Genomic DNA, 23059 nt, shown 5'->3' with positions numbered 1-23059 from the left:
TAGCAAGTCGCATCGGAGTGGCCCTTGGTGTATTTCAGATAGGTCAAAAACTCTTTTCGGATTTGTCCGAACGTTTTTTCATTTTGATCTTCCATCTCTCCTCCATGCCGCGTTTCGAAACCTGTTAGGAATTTTTTGGCCATTTTTTGGGCCCGGCGGCGATTTGCGATTTACTAAAATGGCTATTTTAGTTTATGGAACTTAAAATGCCAAAACGTAAATATTTAGGTTTCATGCAAAAAATCGCCTATTAGGAACCGCAAAAACACACAAAACCAAGTCCCGGCAACCCTAAATTTACCGAAGCGAATGTTTTAGTAACTTTTGTACGTAATCCCCCAAGTATTAACACCTATACTCATTCAAAATGACAAAAACTGACTCTTTCGCTATTATGGGTTTGGGATTGAATAAGCGTTAGCTCTAACAGGATTGTGTTAGTGCTAACGGATCATTTTGGGCGTTATACACATGGCTACTTCAAATCGAGAGCGACAAAAACGATTTTATGAATCCAGAACCCAGACCGGAGCATCGAGAATTTCTTGTTGGCTACCTGCCGAAGACAATCGACGACTGCAACGGCTAATCGAACAGATGAGTGAAACCGGTAACGATAAAACCGGTTATGCCGATGTGATCAGTGAGGCATTGAAGCGTTTGGAAATCGAAATGACGCCGGCCGGCGCCAAAAGCATGATGCGCTATGGCCTGCTCTACCTAAACAACGTAAACAACGAGGGTAAAAATGAACGACGATAAGCGCGAAGTGATAGTCACCGACATCCAGATGCCTTTCATGTCGATGGTGTTTTTCATGGTCAAATGGGCGATTGCCTCGATACCGGCGATTATCATTCTGGTCTTCATCGGCTCTTTTGTTTCAACATTTTTCGCCGCGTTGATACGTTGATCCAGTTATCCACAAAATCTGTGGATAACCTTGTCATTAACTCGTCATATTCGCTTTGCATACCTTTAGCCTCAAGGGGTTTAGAATTTTGACTAAAATTTGGACAAGCTTGTTTGGGCACATACTTACCCCCCCTGAAACGGTGGCGGAAGCTGTTGAAATGCTTCTGGGGTTATTGAGCGTCGAAGAAAAGTTCGAGATTGCGGTGATGCCGAAGGACAAACTATTCGATTTACACTTCGGCCTTGGCTTGGCGATCCGGAATGCGTTTAGATTGCATGAGCCTGGGAACAAATTGCAGGCGTCGTGCGGCACGTCTCACTCTGATGATGGCTATTTTTGCCCATCCCCTCGAAAAGGTAAAAATTAGCAATATCTAATAGGCTGGCATGCACATAGCTTTATTGTTTACCAAGCAATCTGGTACATAATCCATCCCCGCTATTACCCATTTCAATAAGAGTCATTACGTTTGCCGAGTGCACAAGGGGCTATCGATCTATTGACAATAGTAGCCTATAGGCTACACTTAAAGCATGGTCGATATAAAGAAAACCGATGTTTATGCCCGATGGCTGGACAATCTTCGTGACATTCGGGCTCGTGCACGAGTTTTGGCCAGGGTCGAACGTCTAGCTGCCGGCAATCCGGGTGACGTGAAGTCGGTAGGCGAAGGTGTATCAGAAATGCGCATCGACTATGGCCCCGGTTATCGGGTGTATTTCACTCGACGCGGCAACGAAATCATCATTTTATTGGCCGGTGGCGATAAAAGCACTCAGGATGCCGATGTTAAAACCGCCCAAGGTCTTGCCCGTAACCTTTAGGATAACGCAATGACAAAAACTATCATCAGTCGCTACGATGTAGCGGAGCACTTGAGAACCACCGAAGAAATGGCGGCCTATCTGGATGCCTGCATCGAGGAAGCCGACGGCGATGCGGCCTTCATAGCCAAAGCGCTTGGCGATATTGCCCGTGCGCGTGGCATGTCGCAGATTGCCAAAGAGACCGGACTTTCCCGCGAAAGCCTGTATCGATCCCTGGACGGCGAGCATATCCCTAGTTTCGATACGATTCTCAAGGTAACAAAGGCACTAGGCATTCATCTGCATGCCGACCCGGCCTGATAAATTCAGCGGTACGAAAACGTACGTTAGCGGCTACTTTAATTCGCTTGCAGGCTTTCTTAAGCAAACTGACGGACAACACCCGGCCAATTTGCGACATTGGAGCAATCGTTGTTTACCCTATTTGATAGTCCGGTTGTAGTTTTATTCCTGACAGTTTACTAATTCAAGCCACAATGGGTTCTCGCTCAGAATGAATAAGTCAATTAGCTGAACTATGGCATTAGAACCAATAGTTTCATTAGTTTATCGGCGTGCCCCACATTTGCGGTGGATTATAAAGCCTGTTGAACTTTAGAGCCTTTTGTTTATTAGCACCCTACTTTAGTCCGAATTTTTGGGAAGTCGATAATTGACGTCAAGCCTTGGTGGCTATTGGTTTCCCCGGAAGTCTACGGGACTTTAGTGTCGTTTGTTTAAATTCACCCATATGTAAGAGGTGTTAAATAGAAGGCTATAGAAAGCCTCTGCAAAAACTTTAACTTAACCCTTCAAAATACTGCCATCCCCGCATCTGTGCGAGGATGGCATGTTATGTATAGTGTTTCTAATTGGTTAGGCTGTCTTCTGTTGCGACATAGCGAGCAGCTCTTGCTGAAGGCTGGCGGTGAACGCTGGTTCCAGCTTTAGTGCGGTAGCTAAGGACAAGAGATATTCTTGTTCAAGCTTGCATTGGCTGTCGCAAACCAGTAAAGCCGCAAGATAAATCTGAGCTGACTCCTGTGGAGATTTTGCAGCAGCAGCGATGCTACTGACTTCTGGCGTGTTCGCCATCTCCTGCATCAGTAGAATTTTTTCCTGTGCGCTTGCACCAGCGGATTCAAGCTGCCCCATAATTTTCTGAGTTTCTACTTCATCCATATGCCCATCAGCTTTAGCTGCGGCAATCATTGCACGGATGATAGAAAGCGAAAGTTCGTTGCTTGTTGTTGCAGGAGCGGCTATTGCTTCTGCTGTTTGCGGCTGAGTATTGGTCATCAGTCCAGACAATAAACCGCTAGCTTGTGCTATCAAACCTTGTGCAGACTGAGTTACCGCACCGCCCAAACTCGGATTTCCACCAGCCGCTTTCTGCTGCTGGTAGTCCCCAAATGCTTTATAAGCAAGCGTTCCAAGCAGTGCAAGACCGCCGACCTTTGCCGCAGTTTCAACGGAATCTTTACCTAGGAGTGATGTCGCAACGCCTCCAGTTAGCAGTCCAGCCGCAAAGTTTTTTGTTGCCATTCCCCCTAGCATTTTACCGACAAGATCATTTGAATCGATATTAGCTAGTAAGTTTTTTGCGTCTAACATAAGTAACCCTCTTCATTATATAGTTTTAAGCTGGTTTTCTAAGCATCTTTTCAACTTCGGAAATATGCGTTTCATCGTCAGAAAGCATCTGGCGTGCATATTCTTCAAGTACGATCGAATGCCCTTCGACAAGCTTCAGTAGCGTGCGATAATTTTCTGCTTGCTTTTTTCATGTTCCAACCGCCTAGTTTTTTATTTGGTCTATGGTAAATAGGGTAAGGCAGACTTATGGACGATAATCCTGAGTTTCCCGTCTTTTCCTTTTTTGAAGACCCAAGTTTTATCTACCATGACTTCTTTACCGGTCTTGTCGGTAACCCAAACATTACCCATTGTTATAGCGACCGAACCATATATTTGTATACCTTCATTGGTATTACCTGCGTTATCGTATCGTGCCTTAACCCATGGTGTAAGGGCAAAACCTTTGTCATTTGGATAATCAAGATCACCGCCAATAAAATAAGCCAATGCGCCTTTTTTAGTGTTTCTAAATGTCTGGTCGCCGAAAGCCAATGTAGGCTTAAAAAACACCTTCCCGTAATCATAGTTGTAAGCTTCAGAAAGCACCTTTTCAGCATAAGCCTTGTAATCGCCACCTTCTTCTTTCAATTTACCTATTTTTACCAAAGCATCACACCACGCTTGCTGTGCTGCATTCACTTCATCGTAAGTAATAATAGAATTTGCCCCATCTTCAACATAGACTAAGCCTAAGTCGTCAATGACTTGTTGTACTGTCTTGCTTGTTTTTGAACCCCCTGCTTGAATTTCTTCTTTTTTTGAAGTAGCGCAGGAAGTCAAGAGTATTGCCCCAGCCAGTAAAAATAAAATCTTTTTATTTGTATTCATATGAGTTAGCCTCTTAATTTAAGATCTATTAAAGCTTTCCGACTAGTATTGATTAAGTAACGGCTTGTATAAATTCGGAGCAGTCTATCTTTGATTCTTTAAAATTTATGATGAGTCCGCCTATTCTATTTATCGAATATCTCCTTAATCCTTTTTATTAATATTGTCATTTTTTTAGCAGCACAGAACTTAGAATAATTGTTAATTGCATTGACTTTGATGGTATTTATTCAAAAAGTTCATTATTTCATTCTTGGAATTTAATGGTATTTTCGGATTAAGACAACAGGACTACCCACTTTAGGCGGGACAACCCTTCGCCCTGAACTGGCCGAAGGGCTTGTGGTTCATGGCTCGACAAGCTCACCACGAACGATTCTTTAGATTAACTGTCTCGGCTTAAGTTGGAGGCCGATAACAGCATTGGTATTCACCTCCAGATAAGCTCGATTCATTTCAGCCGACGTTTTAAAAGCGCTTTTTTTGTTTTTTTAGGTGTATTGCTGATATAGGCTTCATCAAAACGCTCGTTAGCTAATGTAATCAACAACTCCTGGATGCCCAATTGTTTATCTTTGGGTTGCAATTGAATATATTGGCCGTTAGATTGCATTTCCCAGACACTGCGCTGATTGCTCAGTTGCAGCGATAATATTTGCCGCAATGCCGTTTGCAGTTCTGGTTTTTGAATGGGTGTAACGACTTCCACACGGCTCTCCAGATTACGCTGCATACAATCAGCAGAGCCAATAAAATATTCTTCTTCCCCGCCATTCTGAAAATAATAGATGCGGGAATGTTCTAAAAATCGGCCTATAATACAAATAACCCGTATGTTTTCAGATAATCCAGCAATACCGGGTCTTAACCGGCAGGTATCACGAATAATAAGATCAATTTTTACACCCGCCTGCGCCGCTCGATAAAGAGCGGCAGTAATGTCTACATCTTCCAATGCATTCATTTTGAACTGAATTAAGCCAGGCGAACTTGCAGAATTTTTGCTAATTTCCCTATCGATTTTCTCCAATAGCTTTGTTTTTAACTTGTTAGGTGCTATCAGCAAATCTTGATAGTTGCGTTTGGGTACGAGGCCGGTCGTCAAATAATTGAACAATTCTGTCAGTTCTTCACCTATTTTTTTATCGCAGGTCAAAATGCCCAGGTCGGTATAAAGCCTTGCTGTACCGGCATGGTAGTTACCCGTACCGATATGGGCGTATCGGCGCAGGCCGTCATAATCCTGACGAACAACATAAATCACTTTGCTGTGCGTTTTCAAACCCACCACGCCGTAAGTCACATGAATGCCAGCTTTTTCCAAATGTTGCGCCCATTTAATATTGGCGGATTCATCAAAGCGTGCTTTTAACTCGACGACGACTGTCACTTGTTTGCCGTTTAACGCAGCATCAATCAGGTATTGAACAATCTTGGTGCCTGCCGAGGTGCGATACAGCGTCATTTTAATCGCTTGTACGTGAGAATCGCGGCTGGCCTCTTTCACAAAGCGCTCAACGGTGGTTACAAAAGATTCATAAGGATGCTGCAATAGAATGCTGCCTTGCTCGCGAATGGCGTGAAAAATATTCGGAACTCCCGACAGTTTTGGATGATCGCAGGGATGGTGAGGTGGCGCCTGCAAATCGGCCCGGGCAATGCCGGCAATCTGAAATAGGTCCGTCATGGCCATTCGCTGGTCAACGACAAAAACATCTTGCTCTTCATTGAGCCCCAATTCGGCCGCCAGCATTCCGCTTTGCAATTTTCCCATCGTTGCTGTAACTTCCAGACGAACGACCGGTGCAAATTTACGCTCGCGCAATTCTGATTCAATCATTTGCAAAAGGTCATCGGCCTGCTCTTCATCTTTTTCAGTGATGGCATTTCGCGTCACCCGGAACAAATCGCAAAAAGCTATCTTCATGCCGGGAAAAAGCAAGTCAAGATTATTGGCAATCAAATCACCCAGTGCTACGTACAGCTGCTCAGTGCCTACCTGAATAAAGCGCGGCACACTGGCACTGACCGGGACTTTAATTCTTACTAGGGTCACATTATCAGTTTCTGCATCGCAAACACCTGTTAGTAAATTTAGCGACAGGTTAGAGATAAAAGGGAACGGATGTGCTTTACCAATGGCTTGTGGGGTAACTAGGGGGAAGATATTTTGAATGTAATGTTCACGCATGAGATGTTGCTGATCTTTCGACAACGCCAGAAAAGGTAAAATGCGAATACCTTGCTTTGTCAGCAGATCAAGAATTTGTACCAATAGGGTTTCTTTTTTCGCCTCAAGCTCACGCACAAAGGCATAACATTCGATGATCTGTTGCTGCGGGCTACGTCCATCTACACTTAACTCACTGATCCCCGCACCGACCTGTTGTTTAAGGCCGCCTATCCGTTTCATAAAAAATTCATCCAGATTAGCGCTGACAATGGCAATAAACTTAACCCGTTCCAGTAATGGCGTGCGCGGATCTTCGGCTTCCCATAACACCCTTTTATTAAATTCCAGCCACGTCAATTCGCGGTTGAGATACCATTCGGGCGCGTTAAGATCGATAAGTTGATTGGAAGGCTCAGGTGGCAATGTTTGATTGCTGCTTGTCATATGGTCGGCTATTAAGATTGATTGGGTAGAAAAGAGATGTACTAATCTTTAAAAACCAAAGGTCACTCGCACCCTTAATAGGGGCCTTGTACTGGTGGAGTCACTTAAAGGTTTGTTATCTAAAAGACCTATATAACGAATGACCATAATTGGCCTAACTCCTTTACCATGACCACTGCCCAAATCACGATACTTATCCCCGTGGCCGCTGCGGCAATATCCTTTATGACACGTATTTTCTCATTTTGCTGCGTTTCCACGAAATCGCAGAGAGCTTCAATGGTGGTGTTAAACATTTCGCAAATTAACATCAGACCGGTGGCAGCCAATACAGAGATGAAATCCATCCATTGGCGAAAATAAAAACAGACGGCCAAAAGCAGAATTGAAAGTATGACTTTATAGGCCACGCTGAAGTCATATAAAACCGCATAGCGTAGACCTGAAAAACAGACCTTCAATTTTCTAAAAGGGTGGTAGCCACCCTGGCCGGTATTGAGAAACTTGTTACGCATAGCTTACCTCATGATGATGCCGCTGTTATGCAGCAGATTTAATAAACCCAGAACCCAAAGCAAACCCAGCAACGCACCCCCTATTACATCCGAAGGGAAATGAACCTGAAGATAGACGCGAGAGAGAGCAACCAGTAAGGTCAATAACAGGGCAATCACGGTCAAAGAATAATAGGTAAGCCCCAGTTTCTCCGGTTTCAGTATCCACCACACTGCCACCACAAAGGCAACGATTTGTGCGGTGTGGGCGCTGGGATAGGAGGCATCCAAAGGGATTTCGCCAATAACTGGGAAAAAATCGGGACGTGGTCGTGCGAACCAGAGCTTGGCCAGACGGCTGAACAAGGCGATACCGGCTAGACTTAGAGCCAGCAACCAGCCATCTGCGGCGCGTCCATTTCTCGCCAGAAACCCGCATATCAGCGCGGTTACGGGGGCCAGAGTAAAGAGCGAGCCTGCCCAGGTGATGAGTGCGAAAAAACGATCGAGCCAAAAACCTCTGAGTCCGTGAGCGAGGCTAAGCAGAAAGCGATCCAACTGATACGGCGGTAGGCTGATGCGTTCGATGAGGGCCAGCAGAACGATTGCCATTAACCAAATGCCTGATGTTGGCAAGTATTTCAAACCCAGAGTGTTCATTGTTTTACCTTATGCTGGAGCCAGGGAGTGCTTCAAATATGACGACTATTCCGAAATCACGATGAAGGTGAATGTCTTGTTACACTTCTGTTTGACGTTGTTTTTACCCGCCGCTCCAGGATACGTCTGGTTATTAGCTTTTCTGTGCCGATAACGACATAGATAATCAGACCCGCGGCAAGTGTCAGCAGCCATTCATCACGACCAATGGGCGCGCTGTGGAACAACCAGTTCATGATGGGCAGATAGATGAAGGCAGCTTGTGCCAGCATCATAGCCAGTACGCCCGGCCAAAGCCAGGGATTGGAAAACAGGCCCAGCGAAAACATGGATTGGGTCAGGGAGCGGCAATTCAGCAGATAGAACGCTTGGCCGATAACAAACATATTAACGGCGGCAGTGCGGGCTTTGTAGATGCCTTCTCCATGCAGAAGTTCCCATTCGAAAAGTCCGAAAGCTCCTCCAGTTAACAACAGACCCACCAGAATGGTACGAAAAATCAGGTGGCCCGTGAGAATGGCTTGCTCGGGGTCGCGCGGAGGACGTTGCATGATGTCCCGTTCACGGGCTTCGAAGGCCAGGACCAAACCTAGGAATAGCGCCGTGGTCATGTTGATCCAAAGTACTTGGCCGGGCAGGATGGGGAGTTCAATACCGGCAAGCACAGCGATAAGGATCAACAGGCCTTGGCCGATGTTGGTGGGCAAAGTCCAACTGATAAACTTCACCAAATTATCGTAGACGCCTCGCCCTTCCTCAACCGCAGCGGCTATGGACGCGAAGTTGTCGTCAGTCAGAACCATTGCGGCAGCTTCCTTGGACACCTCGGTACCGGTGATTCCCATGGCCACACCGATGTTGGCCTGACGCAGAGCCGGTGCATCGTTCACGCCATCACCGGTCATCGCGACGATGTGTCCACGCGCTTGCAGGACCCTCACCAGTCTGAGCTTTTGTTCGGGCGCTACACGGGCAAACACAGCTGTGCGTTCCGCCGCCACCGGTAAATCCGCATCGGCGATCGCGGCCAGTCCTTGGCCATCCAAAGCCTGGATCGGTTCATGCGGATCTACTAAGCCGATTTGGCGGGCGATGGCTACGGCGGTGCCCAGATGATCGCCGGTGATCATCTTGACACGTATCCCGGCTGTCCAGCAACGCGCTATCGCCTCGATGGCTTCCTGCCGAGGCGGGTCTATCATGCCTTGCAGGCCAATGAAGCTGAGCCCCTCCGACACTCCGCCATGTTCAAGCGTGTGCTCGTCGAGCGGGCGCTCGCCCCGTGCAAAGGCCAGGACACGCAGGCCTTGTGCCGCCATGTTTTCGACCTGCTCATGAATGGCATGGACATCCAGGGGAACCCTCTGCACGTCTTGATCAAGGGCGGCATCGCAACGAACCAAAATGCTCTCCAGCGATCCTTTCAGATAGATGTGATGAGCATCAGCCGCGTGATTGTGATGCAGGGTGGCCATGAATTGATGGGCCGACTCGAACGGGATGGCATCCAGACGCGGATGGGTTTTCGTAATGTCCGCATGGTTCAACCCCGCCTTGCAGGCCGAGACCAATAGGGCGCCCTCGGTGGGATCACCTTCCAGTTTCCAGCCTTCGCCCCCCTGGACAATGCGTGCATCGTTGCAAAGCAGACCCGCCTTTAGACATTCCATCAGCACCCCCTGATTTTGCGGGTCGGTCGGCGCGCCATTCGCAAGGAACTCGCCTCTGGGCTCATAACCGGAACCGGTGACTTCGTAATTTACCCCGGCCGCATAAATGGCCTGCACGGTCATTTGGTTCTGGGTCAGCGTGCCGGTTTTGTCCGAGCAGATGATGGTCGTACCGCCCAGCGTTTCGACCGCCGGCAACTTGCGGATGATCACATGACGTTTGGCCATGCGGGCGACACCAATAGCCAGGGTGATGGTCACTGCCACAGGCAAGCCCTCGGGGATAGCCGCCACGGCCAGGGCGACCGATGCGATGAAGGTATCGATGGGGTCCTGGCCTCTCAGCCAGCCGGCGAGAAAAGTCAGCAATGCGAGTCCCAGGATAAACCACATTAATAGCCGGCTGAACTGCCTGATTTTATGGGTCAGCGGTGTTTCCAGTTCGGTGGCTTCCGCGATCATCTGGTTGATGCGGCCAATTTCCGTGCGGTCGCCCGTTTCCACCACCATGCCGACGCCAGTGCCATAGGTGACCAGGGTGGAGGAATACGCCATGTTGCGGCGATCAGCCAGAACCGTATCGGGTGGAAGTGATTGGGTGTTTTTTTCCACCGGGACCGATTCGCCGGTGAGGGCCGATTCGTCGATCTGTAAATCCCGTAGCTTGATCAGACGCAAATCCGCCGCGACCTTATCGCCGGATTGCAGGAAAACGATGTCACCGGGAACCAATTCCATCGCCGGGACGACTTGACGGACCCCATCGCGCAATACGGCCGCGCTGATACTCAGCGCACGCGACAACGCGTCAATGGCGCGCAGAGCATTGAATTCCTGGATAAAGCCAATAATGGCGTTAAGGAAAACTACGCCGAAGATGACGGAGGCATCCACCCAACTCTTCAATGAACCGGTGATCAAAGCCGATACCAGCAAAATATAAATCAAAGGATCGTGGAACTGCGACAGGAACAGCAGGAGCGGATGCTTGCCTTTCTTGGGGGTCAGGCGGTTTGCGCCAAATCGGGCCTGACGATTTTTAGACTCTTGTGTGCTCAGGCCTTTCAACGCATCGGCATTCAATGCGTCGAGTGCCTGAGTTTCCGCTAGTTCGTGCCAACCGGTGGTATTGGGTCTTTTCATAATTAACGCCTAATTTTTAGCTATTTACAGATGTAAGCCACTCAAGTCATAGCACGAAATCTGACATGCTAACTAAATTGATAGTTCAGACTTTGATGCTATGCAAGCACTGTGAGTGCGCGTTCATCCCCATCTATTTGTTGATTAAGCGAATGCCTGTAAAATCATGAGTGAACACGAATCGGCGGCCCAACAGTCTTGAGTTTATTCGACGCAGTTCATGACGCTTTTTCCATAAGATGCCAAAGCGCCTGACGGATGGCCGTAGTGCCTCCGGCCATGATGCTGATAAAGTAAATAAATGCGCAGAGGTTGGCTAGATGCCCGAACAGGATGCAGAGACCATCCTGCTGCAACAGTCCAATGGCGATAAATAGCAGCGCAAGAGCGGGTAATGTGTTGCTGAAAGGGATAAGCCCAAAAGGGGCCATAAGCAAGGCGGAAGCCGTTATTAGCGCGCAGTTGTTCAGCATTTCCGCCACCCAGTTGGACGTCAACCAATTCAGTCGATGGGGACGACTCAAGCGTTCCAGTCGATGCAACCATAGGCTGCTTTGCTTTAATCCCTTCCGAAGTTTTTCGGTCGGCAACACGCGTTGTGCGATGCATTTCGGCAGCCATAGCTTGCGACCGAAAAGCCGACTGGTGCCGATCAACAGGATGGCGGCGCCGAAAACGGTACTAATACCCGGAATAGACACAGGTACCATGAAAATGATTGCAAGGAACGCTATGAGCAGCAATAAACCATCCTGTCCGACAATATCTCTGATCTCCGCCAGCGAAACGCCACTCGTCGGCAAGTTGCCAGTCATGACATTGAGCTTTTCCCCTAGAGAGTCTGTTTGCAAGTCAGCCTGTTGCGTTTTGCTCAGAGAAATGTGACGCGCTTTGCTCGGATCATCTGTAATTTTTTTCATATATTCATATCTTGTCTTACAACCGACATTCCGCACCCCTGTTACCCGGAATTAGCATATAAGTGTGGCACCAGGTAGAGCGTTCGATTGGCGAAACCAAGACTGTTTAAATTGATGGCCCTTTGCGTATCATGCTAGCCTTCACGAACCAAAATGTTTTCGGCGGAAGTTGGGTAAAAAAGTGACTGAAAGCCCAGGGTCAATATCTAATTTCTACCTGAGCAAACAACTATTCCCTATCTATATTGGAAAACACCAAATCCTCCAGCAACATTACAATCTCTGCCTCATCCTTATTTTCCCCAAAGTCGGTTAGCGAAGGCAAGTTATTCAAAAAAAATCTTGATGGCGCTGGGGTTTCGTCTGGCGAACTGATAGAAGGAACACTGCCTGGTCGCTACGTCACGCTCGAAGTCCTTTTGAGGTTCAATTGGTTATGTTTTCTGAGCAGGCTCTAACTAACTGGAATGGCTGCTAATTGAGGGACTGCAGACATAGTCATCTAACATAGGTGAATGGCTGCAAGGGGTCGGGTATTGCCGGCCAGACGAGCCCTATAAAATCATTAGCACCTTATTTTAGGTGCTAACTCGGTTTTTCGTTCGATTGCGCCCCAATTCAAATGTAATTTTACGTTTTACCAGAACCATTCCGTTTCTCTGCCACGTAGGAGAAGAATTTTCGTCTCCCTACGCCGGTAATCTCACAAACCTCGGCGGCAGTTTTGTCTGAGTTTTCATAGAGGATTCTGGCATTCTCCAATTTTTCTGGGTCAGTTTTAGGTCTTCCACCCGTTTTGCCCCGCGCTTTAGCGGACGAACGGCCGGCAGCCGCCCGCTCTGCGCGAAGTTCCCGTTCCATTTGGTGAATAGCGCCCATCATCGACAAGAAACAACGGCCAGTTGCGGATGTAGTATCGATATTTTCGCGCAATGACACTAAGTTAATTTGCCGCTGTTCCAACACCTTTGCCGTTGTCAGTAAATCCATCAACGAGCGCGTCATGCGGCTTAGTTCACTGACGACCAAGGTATCGCCTGGGCGAGCATATTCTAAAAGCTGATCCCAGCCGGGTCGATCCATGTGCGAGCCGGTCATCTTGTCGGAAAATATTTTGCCGCACCCGGCTTTTTGCAACGCATCAATCTGAGAATCCAGATTTTGGCCGGTACTGCTGACTCGGGCATAGCCGATTCGATGAAATGGCGTAGTCGTATTGGTTTGCATGGTGCAAAAAGTTATCACATAGTAGGGTTAAATGCATTATGATTTTGGCAAAGGTTTTTGCACTCAGAATTGAAGGAATTGAAATTGAAAAGGATCGGTGAACATAGAGTGCAAAAAGTGTACTTTCTGCACTCGCCGAAAAGCGGTGCCCAATGAACGTCAATTCGCGCCGCCTGTCTATCCTGACGAAAAGTGAAATCGATGATCTATACGGGTTGCCTCGTTTCAGCAATGACGACCGCAGTCTCTTCTTCGATTTAAGCGTGATTGAACAGAAAGCTGTCGACGCCGTTTATGCCCGTTCGTCGGCCGTCCATTTAATCCTTCAAATCGGGTATTTCAAGGCCAAGCAACAGTTTTTTGTTTACGGGCGGGAGGCCGTGCTCGACGACCTGGACTATATTCTCCATCGGTATTTCCCCGACCAGGCATTAGATAAGATCAAAACCCTTTCCAAGCCGACCCGGCTCGAACAGCAGCAGATCATCCTCCAGTTATTCGACTATCGCCTATGCGACGGCGAGGCCAAGGCGGCACTGGAACAGAAAGCGCAGCGGGTCGCCATGCTGTCGACACAGCCGATTTACATCTTACGCGAAACCTTACAATACCTTACGAACCAACGCCTAATTGCCCCTGGCTACACTTATCTACAGGACATGGTGAGCCGAGTAGTGACTGGCGAACGTCGGCGGATTACAGGCTTATTGGAAAAAGCCATGACGCCGGATGTCGACAAGCAACTCGAAGCCTTGCTTGAGTCTGAGGAAGGCATGTACCGCATCAGCCTACTCAAGCACGAGCCTAAGGATTTCAGTTACCGCGAGTTACGCCAGGAGGTTGAGCGCCGCAAATTTTTCCAGCCGCTGTATGAATTCGGGCAAAGCTTTCTGGGTACTGCCGGCCTGTCCAATGAGAGTATAAAATACTATGCCTCATTGGTTCCGTTCTACTCCGTCTATAAGCTTCGGCGCATGGCGGAACCCACAACACGCCTGTATTTGCTGTGTTTCGCCTTTCATCGCTTTCGGCAAATTAACGATAATTTGATCGAAGCGCTGATTAGTCTGATTGGCCAATACGAGAAACAAGCCAAACTTGCCGCCGATGAGGCCATGCAGCAAGCCATCGACGAAGCCGGCGCGAATCTACAGGCGGCAGGCCAAGTTCTGGAACTGTTTATCGACAATTCAATCCCCGACGAAACGCCGTTTGCGGCCGTCAAGGAAAAGGCTTTCGAACTACTCAACATCGAGAGCTTTCCTGTCGTATCCAGTTTTATGCGTAATATCGAATTAGATAAAACCGCTTTTGAATGGTCGTATTACGGCACGCTACGGCACAAATTCAAACTCAATTTACGGCATTTGTTCTGTAACCTCGATTTCGTTTGCCTAGTGTCGGATGAACCGCTGCTGGAAGCCATTTTGTTTCTACAGGAGTTGCTGCGCCAGGGCAAAACACCACGACAGATGAATCCAGCCAACTTCCCGACCGGAATCATCGCCAAGAATTTGCAGCGGTACTTGTATACCAAGGCGGAAGAACAAAAAAAGAAAACCCTGGAGGTTGATCGCTATGAGTTCCTGGTATACCGCGAGCTACGGAAGGCGCTCGAAGCCTGTGACGTATTTGTTCGGGATAGTAACGAATTTCGCAGCTTTGATGACGACCTGATCAACGCCGAGCGCTGGAATAAGGATAAAGACGCGATATTGCAAGAAATCGGCGCACCGATTCTATTGACACCGATTCAGGATACGTTAGCCGCGCTCAAGCAGGAATTGGAAGCCAAGTACAAGTCCGTGAACCAGCGTATTGAAAGCGGCGACAATAAACATATCAAAATCACCGGTAGCGGGGACAAACTTCGCTGGACATTGGTTTATCCCGCCGAGGAAGAATCAACCAACAGCCCTTTCTATGCTCAATTGCCGAGTATCGGCGTGGCCGACCTGCTTTGGTTCGTCGCTGAAAGAACAGGATTCTTGAAGTCATTTGCTCACGTTTTGGAGCGCTACGTCAAACAAGATACTGATCCCAAGCTCATTCTGGCGTGTATCGTTGCCATGGGCACCAATATGGGTTTATGGAAAATGGCGGAAGTCTCGGGACTTAGTTATTCTGCGTTGCTGACGACGGCGCGCAATTTCCTACGAGCGGAAACACTGCATGCGGCGAATGACGCCATTTCCAACGCTACGGCGGCGTTACCTGTTTTCCAAGCCTACGACATCCACCATCAGAAACATTCTAGCAGTGATGGCCAGCATATAGTCACGCAGATCGACACGATCAATGCCCGGCACTCCAGCAAATTTTTCGCTCTAAAGAAAGGCGTAAACGCCATTACCTTGGCCATGAATCATGTCCCGATTAATGCCAAGATTATCGGTGCGCACGAACACGAATCACATTTCGTGTTCGACATCCTGTACAACAATACCACGGAGATCAAGCCGGAAAGGCATTCGACGGACACGCATGGCACCAATCAGGTGAACTTCTTTACCTTGCGCGTCTTCGGCTACCAATTTTCGCCGCGTTATCGTGACCTGCATAAAAAGATCGATAGCCTGGTTGGATTCCAGCACCCGAGCCGTTATGGCGATATCCTGATTAAGCCCTCGCGTAAGGTCTTTGATACCTTAATCTGCAAGGAGTGGCCGAATATCCAGCGCATTCTGGCTTCGCTTGCTCAAAAAGACGTGACTCAAGCAACCATCGTGCGTAAGCTCGCCAGTTATAAGCGGCAGAACCAGACCAAGAAGGCACTATGGGAATTGGACAATATCTGTCGGTCGCTTCATATCCTTGATTTCATCGACGACCCGATACTCAGGCAGCGCATTCAAAAGGCACTTAATCGCGGCGAGGCGTATCACCGTATGCGACGAGCGATTTCCTATGTCAATGCCGGTAAATTCCGGGTAAAAACCGAAGCGGAGCAGCAAATCTGGAACGATTGTTCCCGACTTATTGCCAACGCCATCATCCACTACAACACGCTAATCTTGTCGCGGGTGTATGAGCTAAGACTGGCGACCGGCGACCAGGATGCTATCGAGATCATCAAAGGCATGTCGCCCGTCGCCTGGCAAAATGTGAATCTGATCGGTAAGTTTGAATTTACGGAAGAAAACGCCAAGGTTGACATCGATGCGTTGGCTGCACGCTATAACGACCCTGATTTTTGGCGGAAGTCTTTGGCGGGAGATAGCGACCTTTAATATTAGGTATTGCTAATTTTTACCTTTTCGAGGGGATGGGCAAGAATAGCCATGATGCTTCCTGGGTGATAATTAGCGCATTATGGCGAACGTTACAAACATGGGAACCGTAAATGGGATTACAGGATCGAGACTATTACAGGGAACAACTCCGTTATCAGAAGCCTCCCAAAAAAGGCGGAGGAAGCCTGAAATACCTGATTATCCCTGCGCTTATGCTGGCCACGCTTTGGTTCGGTGCCGACGCTTTGTTGAAGTATCAAACCGAAGAGCGAATCAAAGCCTCCCTCCTCATTGAGCCCATAACCGGCGGCGTCGTTCTGAAATCGGACCGGCAGGGGCATTTCAGGGGCGTTGCTCTGATCAATGATGTTCCCATGCCCTTTATGATCGACACCGGCGCGACCAAAACCGTGATTCCCGCAAAAATGGCAACCGCTGCGGGTTTGCCTTTCGGCCGCCCCATTCAAACAAGCACGGCCGGCGGAAAAGTCTATGACAGTGAGACACAAATAAGTAGCCTGAAAATCGGCAATGCCGAAATCAGAAATCTCGACGCTCATATCAACGACCATATAGAGCAAGTGCTGATCGGGATGAACACTTTGAAGCATTTCAGCATGACGCAAAATGGGGATACTTTGACGCTCGCGGCTATCAATGAGGTCACAGACAGGCTGCCTATCGAGCCGGCAGTCAACTTTGACAGCATTTCGGCACAACAGCCCGCGAGAAGTCCGGAAAAAATCATCAAAAGACTGATCTGCGACGAAAACCAGAATTGCAAAACGTCTTACAGCGACCGATAAGGACACGCATGAAAACATACAAGATCATTTTCGGCTTGATGGCCTTTGGCCTAACCGGGCCTGTTATGGCCGATATCGAAACCGAACCTCACCCGATCGACCTCAAATACGAGGCCTGCATGGAAAAGACAAACGGTTATCCGGCGATGATGGCTTGCGTTGAAACGGCCAATTCGGAATGGCAAAAAGAGATGTCTTCGATCTATGAGAAACTGCAAAGCCGGTTAAAACCGAAAGACCATTCGACATTGGAGAAAGCCCAAAAGGCTTGGCAGGCATACCATGATGCAGAATTTGCTCTTTATAATGCGATGCAGGCCGGCGAAGAAGTTGACGCCTACATGTTCGCCGAAAAGAAAATGCGAGTGATAGGAAACCGAGCGAAGGCGCTGCAGAATTTTAGCGATTATTTGTTTTTGGCGGAGCCAGAACAGTGAATTAGCCAATTTGGTTGGCTGATTCCGACCCGAAGCAGACGTTCGGCCAATAACCTTGATACCCCCTTTGATATGATGCCTGGGATAAAGTTAACGACTTCCGGCGTTATTCTCCATTTGTCTGTTTAACAGGCTTGTCATAGTTATCTGGTAGATTTTGTACTGGTATGGATAAATGAATCTACTTGGCAAAGGTAAAATATAATGAAATTATGGAAAACAGAGTGCATTGAAATAAATTTATTCATAAGCATGAAGCATTTTAAAGTCGCAGCTATAACTGCATGGCTTATCATGGCTGCAGGCAATGCAGGTGCAATAACAATATGTAGAGTTCCATGTGGTGTTAATACTGAAACTCGGAATTATTCTTATAATGGCTATCTAAGCGACCTCACAGTCGCATCATCACAGACTTTGCCATTTAGCCTTGAAGAATTCTATGGCGCCCTGAATCTGACTCCTGATTCACCTGTACCAGTTAGCCTGTCTTTAACCGTGAAGAGATCTGAAGAGTTTTTAGGTAGTAGTATTCTGGCGAGAGGGCATGATTATTGGTACTCAATGAATCTCGGTAACTTATCTATTCGCGGCTCAATTCTAGGTAACAACACATACGGAATTTCTTCATTTGCGGTTTCCCCGTTCAAAAATGATCACGATAATGGCAGCAGTATTGTTGATGAGCTATATATATTCGATACTGACTACAAAGCAACCGTCACTAATCAAAATATCAAATTAGCTTCAAGAGAAGGAGCGAATACGCAGTGGACGCTCTCATTTTTTCAGGACTTGTTTAACTTTCGTTTGGTAGATAATACGGCTGCTGGTCTAGACGGAGACTTCCCTGGTGATGGTAGTTTGTTGGAGACAATGTTTGATAGTGGTAAGTTTGCACTTTTTGGCGACATCCAGGTAACTGACGATAATGGCACGGTTCTTTCTCCATTTTCTGATAGCGAAAGATTCCTCCTTAACGGAACGATTGATTCTTCTCAGGTATCCTTTCAGCCTACAACAGAACAGATGGCTACAGTATGTACAAATCTTTTATTATGTGGTGGTTCTGTTTCTCTTACTCCTGTTGTCCCAGCAGTGCCCGTGCCGAGTGCAGTCTGGTTCTTTGGTTCTGGCCTGATTGGAATAATTGGATTGGCTAGACGACAGAAAGAGGGAAATCGGGGGCAGGTCTTTCAATCAAGCATGTAGGGCTAATTTGAAAGGTGGTTGCTCATTCAATTACTGTCTCTCAAAATTATAGACAATAGTCCGGTTTTGGCCGAAATCCGAAACTCAACGCACAAAACCCGCAAATCGGCCAGTCCGGCTTAAAAGCCTACCTCCCTGTACGCTTTTAAACTCGGCCCGCCCGAATTGCTCACGCCCCCGAGCCGGAAACGCCCGAGCATTAGCCATCCATGGCCGCGCGGCACACACGTCCGTGTGAGTGCCGCTCCACCTTTGGCCGGCACGGTTCAACGCCACCGGTACTTGACCATCGCCCGCCGGGAGCCTTGGCCGCGTCAAATCCGCCACTCGTTTGGCCAAGCGCAATACGTCCCTGTATTGTCCCAATGGCCAAACGAATGGCTCAGTCTTTCCTTTTCCGAACGTGCGCGGGCATTGGCCTTCCCTGGCCTCGCGGCGAAGAGATCCCTGTCATCGCCGCCCGAAGTCTTGTCGCTCTGTTTATCGCTCGCCGGTACCCAAGCGTCGCTTTCCCTGCGCGTCCTGTTGTCCCAGTAGCGCACGTCCTTGTGCTTTCATGCGTTTTTTAGCGGATGTCGATCGAACCGGTTGTCGCCACCGAATCCCTGCCAATCGCTTGCGTGTTGGTCAATGTGTTTTTCGATGCGTTAATCAGCGTCGATTTCTCGACTTTCGAGCCGACGACGCTGATTGAGCCGGTGCTGGCAGCGCTGTTACGGCCAATCGCCTGAGTATTGGTCAACGTGTTTTTAGAAGCGTTGATCAATGTGGATTTTTCGATTTTCGAGCCTTCGGCCATGGCTGTGCCGGCGACGACTGACATTAAAACGACTGCTGCTAAAGATACTGTTTTCATGGCGGTTTCCCCTTGGTGTTTGTTGGTATGATTCGTTCAAGCGTTTCGTTGAACTTGGGTACAGTATCCCGATTTCCGGAGGAAAAGGCGGTGATCGAGTCACGCCGTTTGTGTGATTTATTCACCGGCCGGCGAAGGGTGAGGGTATTTTTTGTTGAATCCGCTAATCGATCGGATGCTGTCTGCGCTTGCCTTCGGCAAATTGGAGAAGGTATGGTGATGTAAAAAGTGTCGCAAGTTGCGACACTTTTAATGGCGTTTCGGAAAATTCTTACTCTTCACCTTGGATCAGTTCTTCGAGGAAATCCTTCAGTTTCTGCTCTTGTTCGGCGTTCAAGACGCTTGCATTCAGCTTTACGGTGATGTGCTTTTCGGTCCTGGCGATATTGCCGACCTTCTTGCCGTCCCTGATCAAGTTATGCGCGTCCTGGATGTGACTGTCTCTGGTTTCGTGACCCTTGAGCTTGCGCGCGACATAAGCCGCGATCTTGGTTTGGTCCAGGTCGCTGCTCAACAGCAAGTCCCACGCTTCCGCCAAATAATCGTTGACGGCCGGATGATCCTTGTTCTCGTTCAAAAGCCGCTTGATGTCGTTGGCCGCCGATCTCGACAATAAACGCGGATTCTTGTTAAGGTCCTCTATAATAAATGCGGGTAGGTCGTCATAAGCGTAATAGCGGTACATATCCTGGCGGTTAAGCCCTAGCGACTCGGCCAGCTTTTTCTTGGTCGGGAAGGCTTTCTCGACTTGTTTCAGGGCAATGCCGATTTCGTAATCACTCAGATCCTCACGGTCGATATTTTCGGCCAGCGCGAATACCGCCATATCGCTATCGGATATCTCCATAACCACGGCATCGATATGGCGCCGCTCGATTTGCTTATGCGCCCGCCAGCGGCGCTCGCCGGCGGCGATTTGGTAGCCATCTCCGGTTTTCCTGAGCAAGATTGGCTCCAGCAAACCGACTTCGGCGATCGACTGGGCCAATTTGTCTAATTCGTCTTGCGGGAAAATACGGCGGGGCTGGTACGGGTTCGGCTCAATCTTTCCGACTAGAACCGAAACGAGCTCCCTGCCTTGGTCGAAATTGACGGACTGCTCGGCCGAGGCATGACGCTGCGTGTTTTCCTGCAGCTTTTTCTCCAGCATTTTTTTGATGTCTTTAGCCACTTAGCCGGTTCCTTATACAAGATTGAGTTGTTTGGCGATCACGTCGGCCAGCCGTTTAAATTCCCGAGATACTTTGCAGGTTCGATCTATGTCATGAACGCTCGTTTGCGCTATCGCGGACTGATTTACCTTAGTGCTGGTCGATATGCGGACATCGATGAGTTTGCCGATTTGCTCCTTGGCCGAAGCTTCGATCAGTTTGCAAACCGTTTGCCGTGCGTCGTGTCGGATCAATAAAGCGCCGATCAATTCCAACTCGGGATTGATGCGCCTGATTTTTTCGACTAGCCTTATTAAATCAGTAACGCCGTACATCCCATACTGGGAACCGGACTCGATCGGAATGATTAAATGCGTGGCGGCGGCCAATGCGTTGCTAGTGAGTAGTTTCAGGCTGGGCGGGCAATCGATCAGGATGACGTCGTAGATACCGTGAAGGTGGTTTATTTTTTCGCGTAGTTCTTCGGAGGGCCGAGGGGCTTCATCCTTCAATTCGTCTTCGGCCTTGCCGAGATTGAGCGAGCCGTAGATCAGAGATACGCCTTCGATGTTAGTGTCATCGTAGATCGATTGCGGCAGTTTCTCGACCTCCGACAACAGCAGTTCCGCGCAGGTAACCGGGACTTCGCTCGGGTGCTTTTTGCCGATGTGCAGGCTGGCGTTGGCTTGCGGATCGAGGTCGATCACCAGTACGGAAAGATCCATTTTCGCCAGCTCTGACGCCAGATTGACCACGGTCGTGGTTTTGCCGCACCCGCCCTTGTGATTTGCGACAGCGATTACTTTGGTTTTACTTGTCATTTGTGTTCGATTTTGTTTCGTTTTGTGTCCAGTATAAAGCTTATCGATCGCAATGCAACTAGTGTTTTGCGCCGATAATCAGCTTATTGATCGAATAAATGCCTGAATTGTCGCCTTATCAAACTTGTATTGATTTTTATCGCGTTCGCTACTGTGTGTGATAGGAAAGAATCCGTATTCATTACCTACGGAAAAGTGTCGCAAGTTGCGACACTTTTTTAAACGAGAAACCAATAAAAGAACGACACACTGAGCTTAGGCCAAGGCATTAGTAAAAGCCTCGGTATTTTTACGAGATATTGGCCGAGTGTTTGCCCCCTCTATGTCTATCTTAGCGTTCATGAAGGCTTGGCAATCGTATTAGGAAATGAAAGTCGGCGACGTTTTGCCGCCAATCATTGGCTGAGTTGCTCTGTTTCTTTCGCAACAATAGGACATAAATCATTTGTGTGATTTATATCATTTTTATCAAATACCCTGTAATAACTGTTGCCCTTTAGCGGTCGTCTGATAGCGCTGCATGGGACTTTTGGGTTTCTCGGGAATCGTCCGCGCTAACAGATCTTCTTTCAGCAGATAATCCAGATAATTGCGCTGAAAGGTCTCGCGGTGCTTAATCCCTGAAACGTCTTGCATTTCGCTGCTTTTTTTCGGTGTCCGGCACGCTGTCAGCACGTTGAGGATCCAGGCATCAACTTGTTCGGTGACTTGTCCGGTAGCTTGTCCGGCATTCGATAATACGGTCGATAAGCTTGATTCGGGCACGGCAATGGCAATTTGGAAAATATCGGCTTCCACTAACGCCGGTGCTTTGCCGCCATAGGCTTTGCTGTACTTGAGCAGATTACGCACGCCCGAACCCAGTTCATCGGCCCGGCCGATCTCCCGGAAAAAGCGGGCAATGACGGGATTTTTCGGGAAGGGCGAATGCGCCACGCAATCTGGATCGACGCCGGTCAAGTCGCCGCTATCGGTGACACCGAGCAGCAAAGTGCCGCCATGCCGGTTCAGAAAAGCGCAAACCGTTTCATAGACGTCCCGGTTTAGGCGCTTTGCGCAGGTTTTGAACTCGAGGGTTAAGCTTTCGCCTTGTGCGATGAGGGCAAGTAGTTGGTGTTCGATGGTCACGCCTTATTCCTGATCACTCGTCATTTCTCGAATCTGCATTAGAAACCAAAAGCCATTTTTAAGCCAGGTATCGTATTCATTATCTACGGAAAAGTGTCGCAAGTTGCGACACTTTTTGATTTACCCGGAATTTTATTAGTACGTTGTTTGCCAAACATATATCGAGTAATGCCTAGACGTGGTGGTGACGGTTTTTTCGTGTGGGAGTGCGGCGGTCTGCCGCGCGGCGATTCGTCACATTCCGGCGAAGGAGAGGATTAGGTAGGATATGCGCAACTCAATCGTTGATGCGATTGTGCTCAAATATCCTTCCTCTGTAATGCGGCTTTTTGGCCGCATTTTTTTTGTCCAGAATCGACCCCTATGTGTAGTTCGAAACTATGTGTAAATTGTTAATACGACCTGGAAGAAAGATAGAATTCACCTGGGTTATGGCCAATATGAGAAAACCTTAGGTTCACATAGTTTTATCGGTGTCTTGAAGTAAAAATTTCAG

20 protein-coding genes are annotated in these 23059 nt (G+C 48.3%); 8 read left to right on the top strand and 12 right to left on the bottom strand.

From position 1 onward, the window contains the following. Positions 1–597 precede the first annotated feature (597 nt). The 4 genes from KKA81_16880 to KKA81_16865 all read left to right on the top strand — a co-directional run bounded on the left by KKA81_16880 (position 598) and on the right by KKA81_16865 (position 2043). Positions 598–762 (top strand): hypothetical protein, encoded by a 165-nt coding sequence (locus KKA81_16880; GenBank protein ID MBU2652602.1) that lies wholly within the window; start codon positions 598–600, stop codon positions 760–762. Further along, positions 749–913 (top strand): hypothetical protein, encoded by a 165-nt coding sequence (locus tag KKA81_16875; GenBank protein ID MBU2652601.1) that lies wholly within the window; start codon positions 749–751, stop codon positions 911–913. The genes KKA81_16880 and KKA81_16875 overlap by 14 nt, the downstream gene beginning before the upstream one ends. Before the next feature lie 536 nt (positions 914–1449). Next, the gene (locus tag KKA81_16870; protein MBU2652600.1) at positions 1450–1740 is read left to right on the top strand and encodes a type II toxin-antitoxin system RelE/ParE family toxin; all 291 of its coding nucleotides are present in this window, start codon (positions 1450–1452) and stop codon (positions 1738–1740) included. A 9-nt stretch (positions 1741–1749) separates the two neighbouring features. Further along, positions 1750–2043: a putative addiction module antidote protein gene (locus KKA81_16865; GenBank protein MBU2652599.1), complete on the top strand. Its 294-nt coding sequence runs from the start codon at positions 1750–1752 to the stop codon at positions 2041–2043. A gap of 555 nt (positions 2044–2598) precedes the next feature. Here the strand turns inward: KKA81_16865 and KKA81_16860 are convergent. The 8 genes from KKA81_16860 to KKA81_16825 form a co-directional block, all read right to left on the bottom strand. Next, a complete protein-coding gene (locus KKA81_16860; protein ID MBU2652598.1) occupies positions 2599–3336 on the bottom strand; it encodes a tellurite resistance TerB family protein in 738 nt (245 codons plus the stop codon). A 201-nt stretch (positions 3337–3537) separates the two neighbouring features. Continuing rightward, a complete protein-coding gene (locus KKA81_16855; GenBank protein MBU2652597.1) occupies positions 3538–4017 on the bottom strand; it encodes a hypothetical protein in 480 nt (159 codons plus the stop codon). Positions 4018–4639: 622 nt separating this feature from the next. After that, positions 4640–6805 (bottom strand): polyphosphate kinase 1, encoded by a 2166-nt coding sequence (ppk1, locus tag KKA81_16850; protein MBU2652596.1) that lies wholly within the window; start codon positions 6803–6805, stop codon positions 4640–4642. Between the two features lie 128 nt (positions 6806–6933). Continuing rightward, the gene (locus KKA81_16845) at positions 6934–7320 is read right to left on the bottom strand and encodes a diacylglycerol kinase (protein ID MBU2652595.1); all 387 of its coding nucleotides are present in this window, start codon (positions 7318–7320) and stop codon (positions 6934–6936) included. A gap of 3 nt (positions 7321–7323) precedes the next feature. Beyond that, entirely contained in the window at positions 7324–7959 is a 636-nt protein-coding gene (locus tag KKA81_16840) for a phosphatase PAP2 family protein (GenBank protein ID MBU2652594.1), read from the bottom strand. Between the two features lie 56 nt (positions 7960–8015). Beyond that, the gene (locus KKA81_16835; GenBank protein MBU2652593.1) at positions 8016–10772 is read right to left on the bottom strand and encodes a cation-transporting P-type ATPase; all 2757 of its coding nucleotides are present in this window, start codon (positions 10770–10772) and stop codon (positions 8016–8018) included. A 218-nt stretch (positions 10773–10990) separates the two neighbouring features. Then, positions 10991–11692, bottom strand: coding sequence for an exopolysaccharide biosynthesis protein (locus KKA81_16830; GenBank protein MBU2652592.1), 702 nt, complete (start codon positions 11690–11692; stop codon positions 10991–10993). Positions 11693–12322: 630 nt separating this feature from the next. Further along, complete coding sequence (locus KKA81_16825) at positions 12323–12919, bottom strand: recombinase family protein (protein ID MBU2652591.1); 597 nt, start codon at positions 12917–12919, stop codon at positions 12323–12325. 152 nt (positions 12920–13071) lie between these two features. Here KKA81_16825 and KKA81_16820 point away from each other — a divergent pair, with 152 nt between their 5' ends. From KKA81_16820 to KKA81_16805, 4 genes are all read left to right on the top strand, one after another. Next, positions 13072–16149, top strand: a complete 3078-nt coding sequence (locus tag KKA81_16820) for a Tn3 family transposase (GenBank protein ID MBU2652590.1) — start codon at positions 13072–13074, stop codon at positions 16147–16149. A gap of 113 nt (positions 16150–16262) precedes the next feature. Continuing rightward, on the top strand, positions 16263–16958 hold the full coding sequence (locus KKA81_16815) for a retroviral-like aspartic protease family protein (GenBank protein ID MBU2652589.1): 696 nt from the start codon (positions 16263–16265) through the stop codon (positions 16956–16958). Between the two features lie 8 nt (positions 16959–16966). Then, entirely contained in the window at positions 16967–17395 is a 429-nt protein-coding gene (locus KKA81_16810; GenBank protein ID MBU2652588.1) for a DUF1311 domain-containing protein, read from the top strand. Positions 17396–17599: 204 nt separating this feature from the next. Then, the gene (locus KKA81_16805) at positions 17600–18607 is read left to right on the top strand and encodes a hypothetical protein (protein ID MBU2652587.1); all 1008 of its coding nucleotides are present in this window, start codon (positions 17600–17602) and stop codon (positions 18605–18607) included. A gap of 565 nt (positions 18608–19172) precedes the next feature. Here KKA81_16805 and KKA81_16800 read toward each other — a convergent pair. From KKA81_16800 to KKA81_16785, 4 genes are all read right to left on the bottom strand, one after another. Further along, positions 19173–19463, bottom strand: coding sequence for a hypothetical protein (locus KKA81_16800; GenBank protein MBU2652586.1), 291 nt, complete (start codon positions 19461–19463; stop codon positions 19173–19175). Between the two features lie 271 nt (positions 19464–19734). Beyond that, positions 19735–20634 (bottom strand): ParB/RepB/Spo0J family partition protein, encoded by a 900-nt coding sequence (locus tag KKA81_16795; GenBank protein MBU2652585.1) that lies wholly within the window; start codon positions 20632–20634, stop codon positions 19735–19737. A 12-nt stretch (positions 20635–20646) separates the two neighbouring features. Continuing rightward, positions 20647–21435, bottom strand: coding sequence for an AAA family ATPase (locus tag KKA81_16790; GenBank protein ID MBU2652584.1), 789 nt, complete (start codon positions 21433–21435; stop codon positions 20647–20649). A gap of 468 nt (positions 21436–21903) precedes the next feature. Continuing rightward, positions 21904–22563, bottom strand: coding sequence for a putative DNA binding domain-containing protein (locus tag KKA81_16785; protein MBU2652583.1), 660 nt, complete (start codon positions 22561–22563; stop codon positions 21904–21906). Positions 22564–23059 lie beyond the last annotated feature (496 nt).

This window comes from Bacteroidota bacterium (genome assembly GCA_018831055.1).
Lineage (GTDB): Bacteria > Bacteroidota > Bacteroidia > Bacteroidales > B18-G4 > M55B132.
The sequence above is the reverse complement of the archived record's forward strand: the minus strand, read 5'-3'. Positions and strand labels throughout refer to the sequence as shown.

What these genes read in the sequence shown, in the direction of transcription:
- ppk1 (MBU2652596.1), bottom strand. Translation starts at nt 6,805, where the DNA reads ATGACAAGCAGCAATCAAACATTGCCACCTGAGCCTTCCAATCAACTT.
- KKA81_16875 (MBU2652601.1), top strand. Translation starts at nt 749, where the DNA reads ATGAACGACGATAAGCGCGAAGTGATAGTCACCGACATCCAGATGCCT.
- KKA81_16805 (MBU2652587.1), top strand. Translation starts at nt 17,600, where the DNA reads ATGAAATTATGGAAAACAGAGTGCATTGAAATAAATTTATTCATAAGC.
- KKA81_16800 (MBU2652586.1), bottom strand. Translation starts at nt 19,463, where the DNA reads ATGAAAACAGTATCTTTAGCAGCAGTCGTTTTAATGTCAGTCGTCGCC.
- KKA81_16815 (MBU2652589.1), top strand. Translation starts at nt 16,263, where the DNA reads ATGGGATTACAGGATCGAGACTATTACAGGGAACAACTCCGTTATCAG.
- KKA81_16860 (MBU2652598.1), bottom strand. Translation starts at nt 3,336, where the DNA reads ATGTTAGACGCAAAAAACTTACTAGCTAATATCGATTCAAATGATCTT.
- KKA81_16880 (MBU2652602.1), top strand. Translation starts at nt 598, where the DNA reads ATGAGTGAAACCGGTAACGATAAAACCGGTTATGCCGATGTGATCAGT.
- KKA81_16840 (MBU2652594.1), bottom strand. Translation starts at nt 7,959, where the DNA reads ATGAACACTCTGGGTTTGAAATACTTGCCAACATCAGGCATTTGGTTA.
- KKA81_16835 (MBU2652593.1), bottom strand. Translation starts at nt 10,772, where the DNA reads ATGAAAAGACCCAATACCACCGGTTGGCACGAACTAGCGGAAACTCAG.
- KKA81_16820 (MBU2652590.1), top strand. Translation starts at nt 13,072, where the DNA reads ATGAACGTCAATTCGCGCCGCCTGTCTATCCTGACGAAAAGTGAAATC.
- KKA81_16865 (MBU2652599.1), top strand. Translation starts at nt 1,750, where the DNA reads ATGACAAAAACTATCATCAGTCGCTACGATGTAGCGGAGCACTTGAGA.
- KKA81_16825 (MBU2652591.1), bottom strand. Translation starts at nt 12,919, where the DNA reads ATGCAAACCAATACGACTACGCCATTTCATCGAATCGGCTATGCCCGA.
- KKA81_16810 (MBU2652588.1), top strand. Translation starts at nt 16,967, where the DNA reads ATGAAAACATACAAGATCATTTTCGGCTTGATGGCCTTTGGCCTAACC.
- KKA81_16845 (MBU2652595.1), bottom strand. Translation starts at nt 7,320, where the DNA reads ATGCGTAACAAGTTTCTCAATACCGGCCAGGGTGGCTACCACCCTTTT.
- KKA81_16870 (MBU2652600.1), top strand. Translation starts at nt 1,450, where the DNA reads ATGGTCGATATAAAGAAAACCGATGTTTATGCCCGATGGCTGGACAAT.
- KKA81_16790 (MBU2652584.1), bottom strand. Translation starts at nt 21,435, where the DNA reads ATGACAAGTAAAACCAAAGTAATCGCTGTCGCAAATCACAAGGGCGGG.
- KKA81_16830 (MBU2652592.1), bottom strand. Translation starts at nt 11,692, where the DNA reads ATGAAAAAAATTACAGATGATCCGAGCAAAGCGCGTCACATTTCTCTG.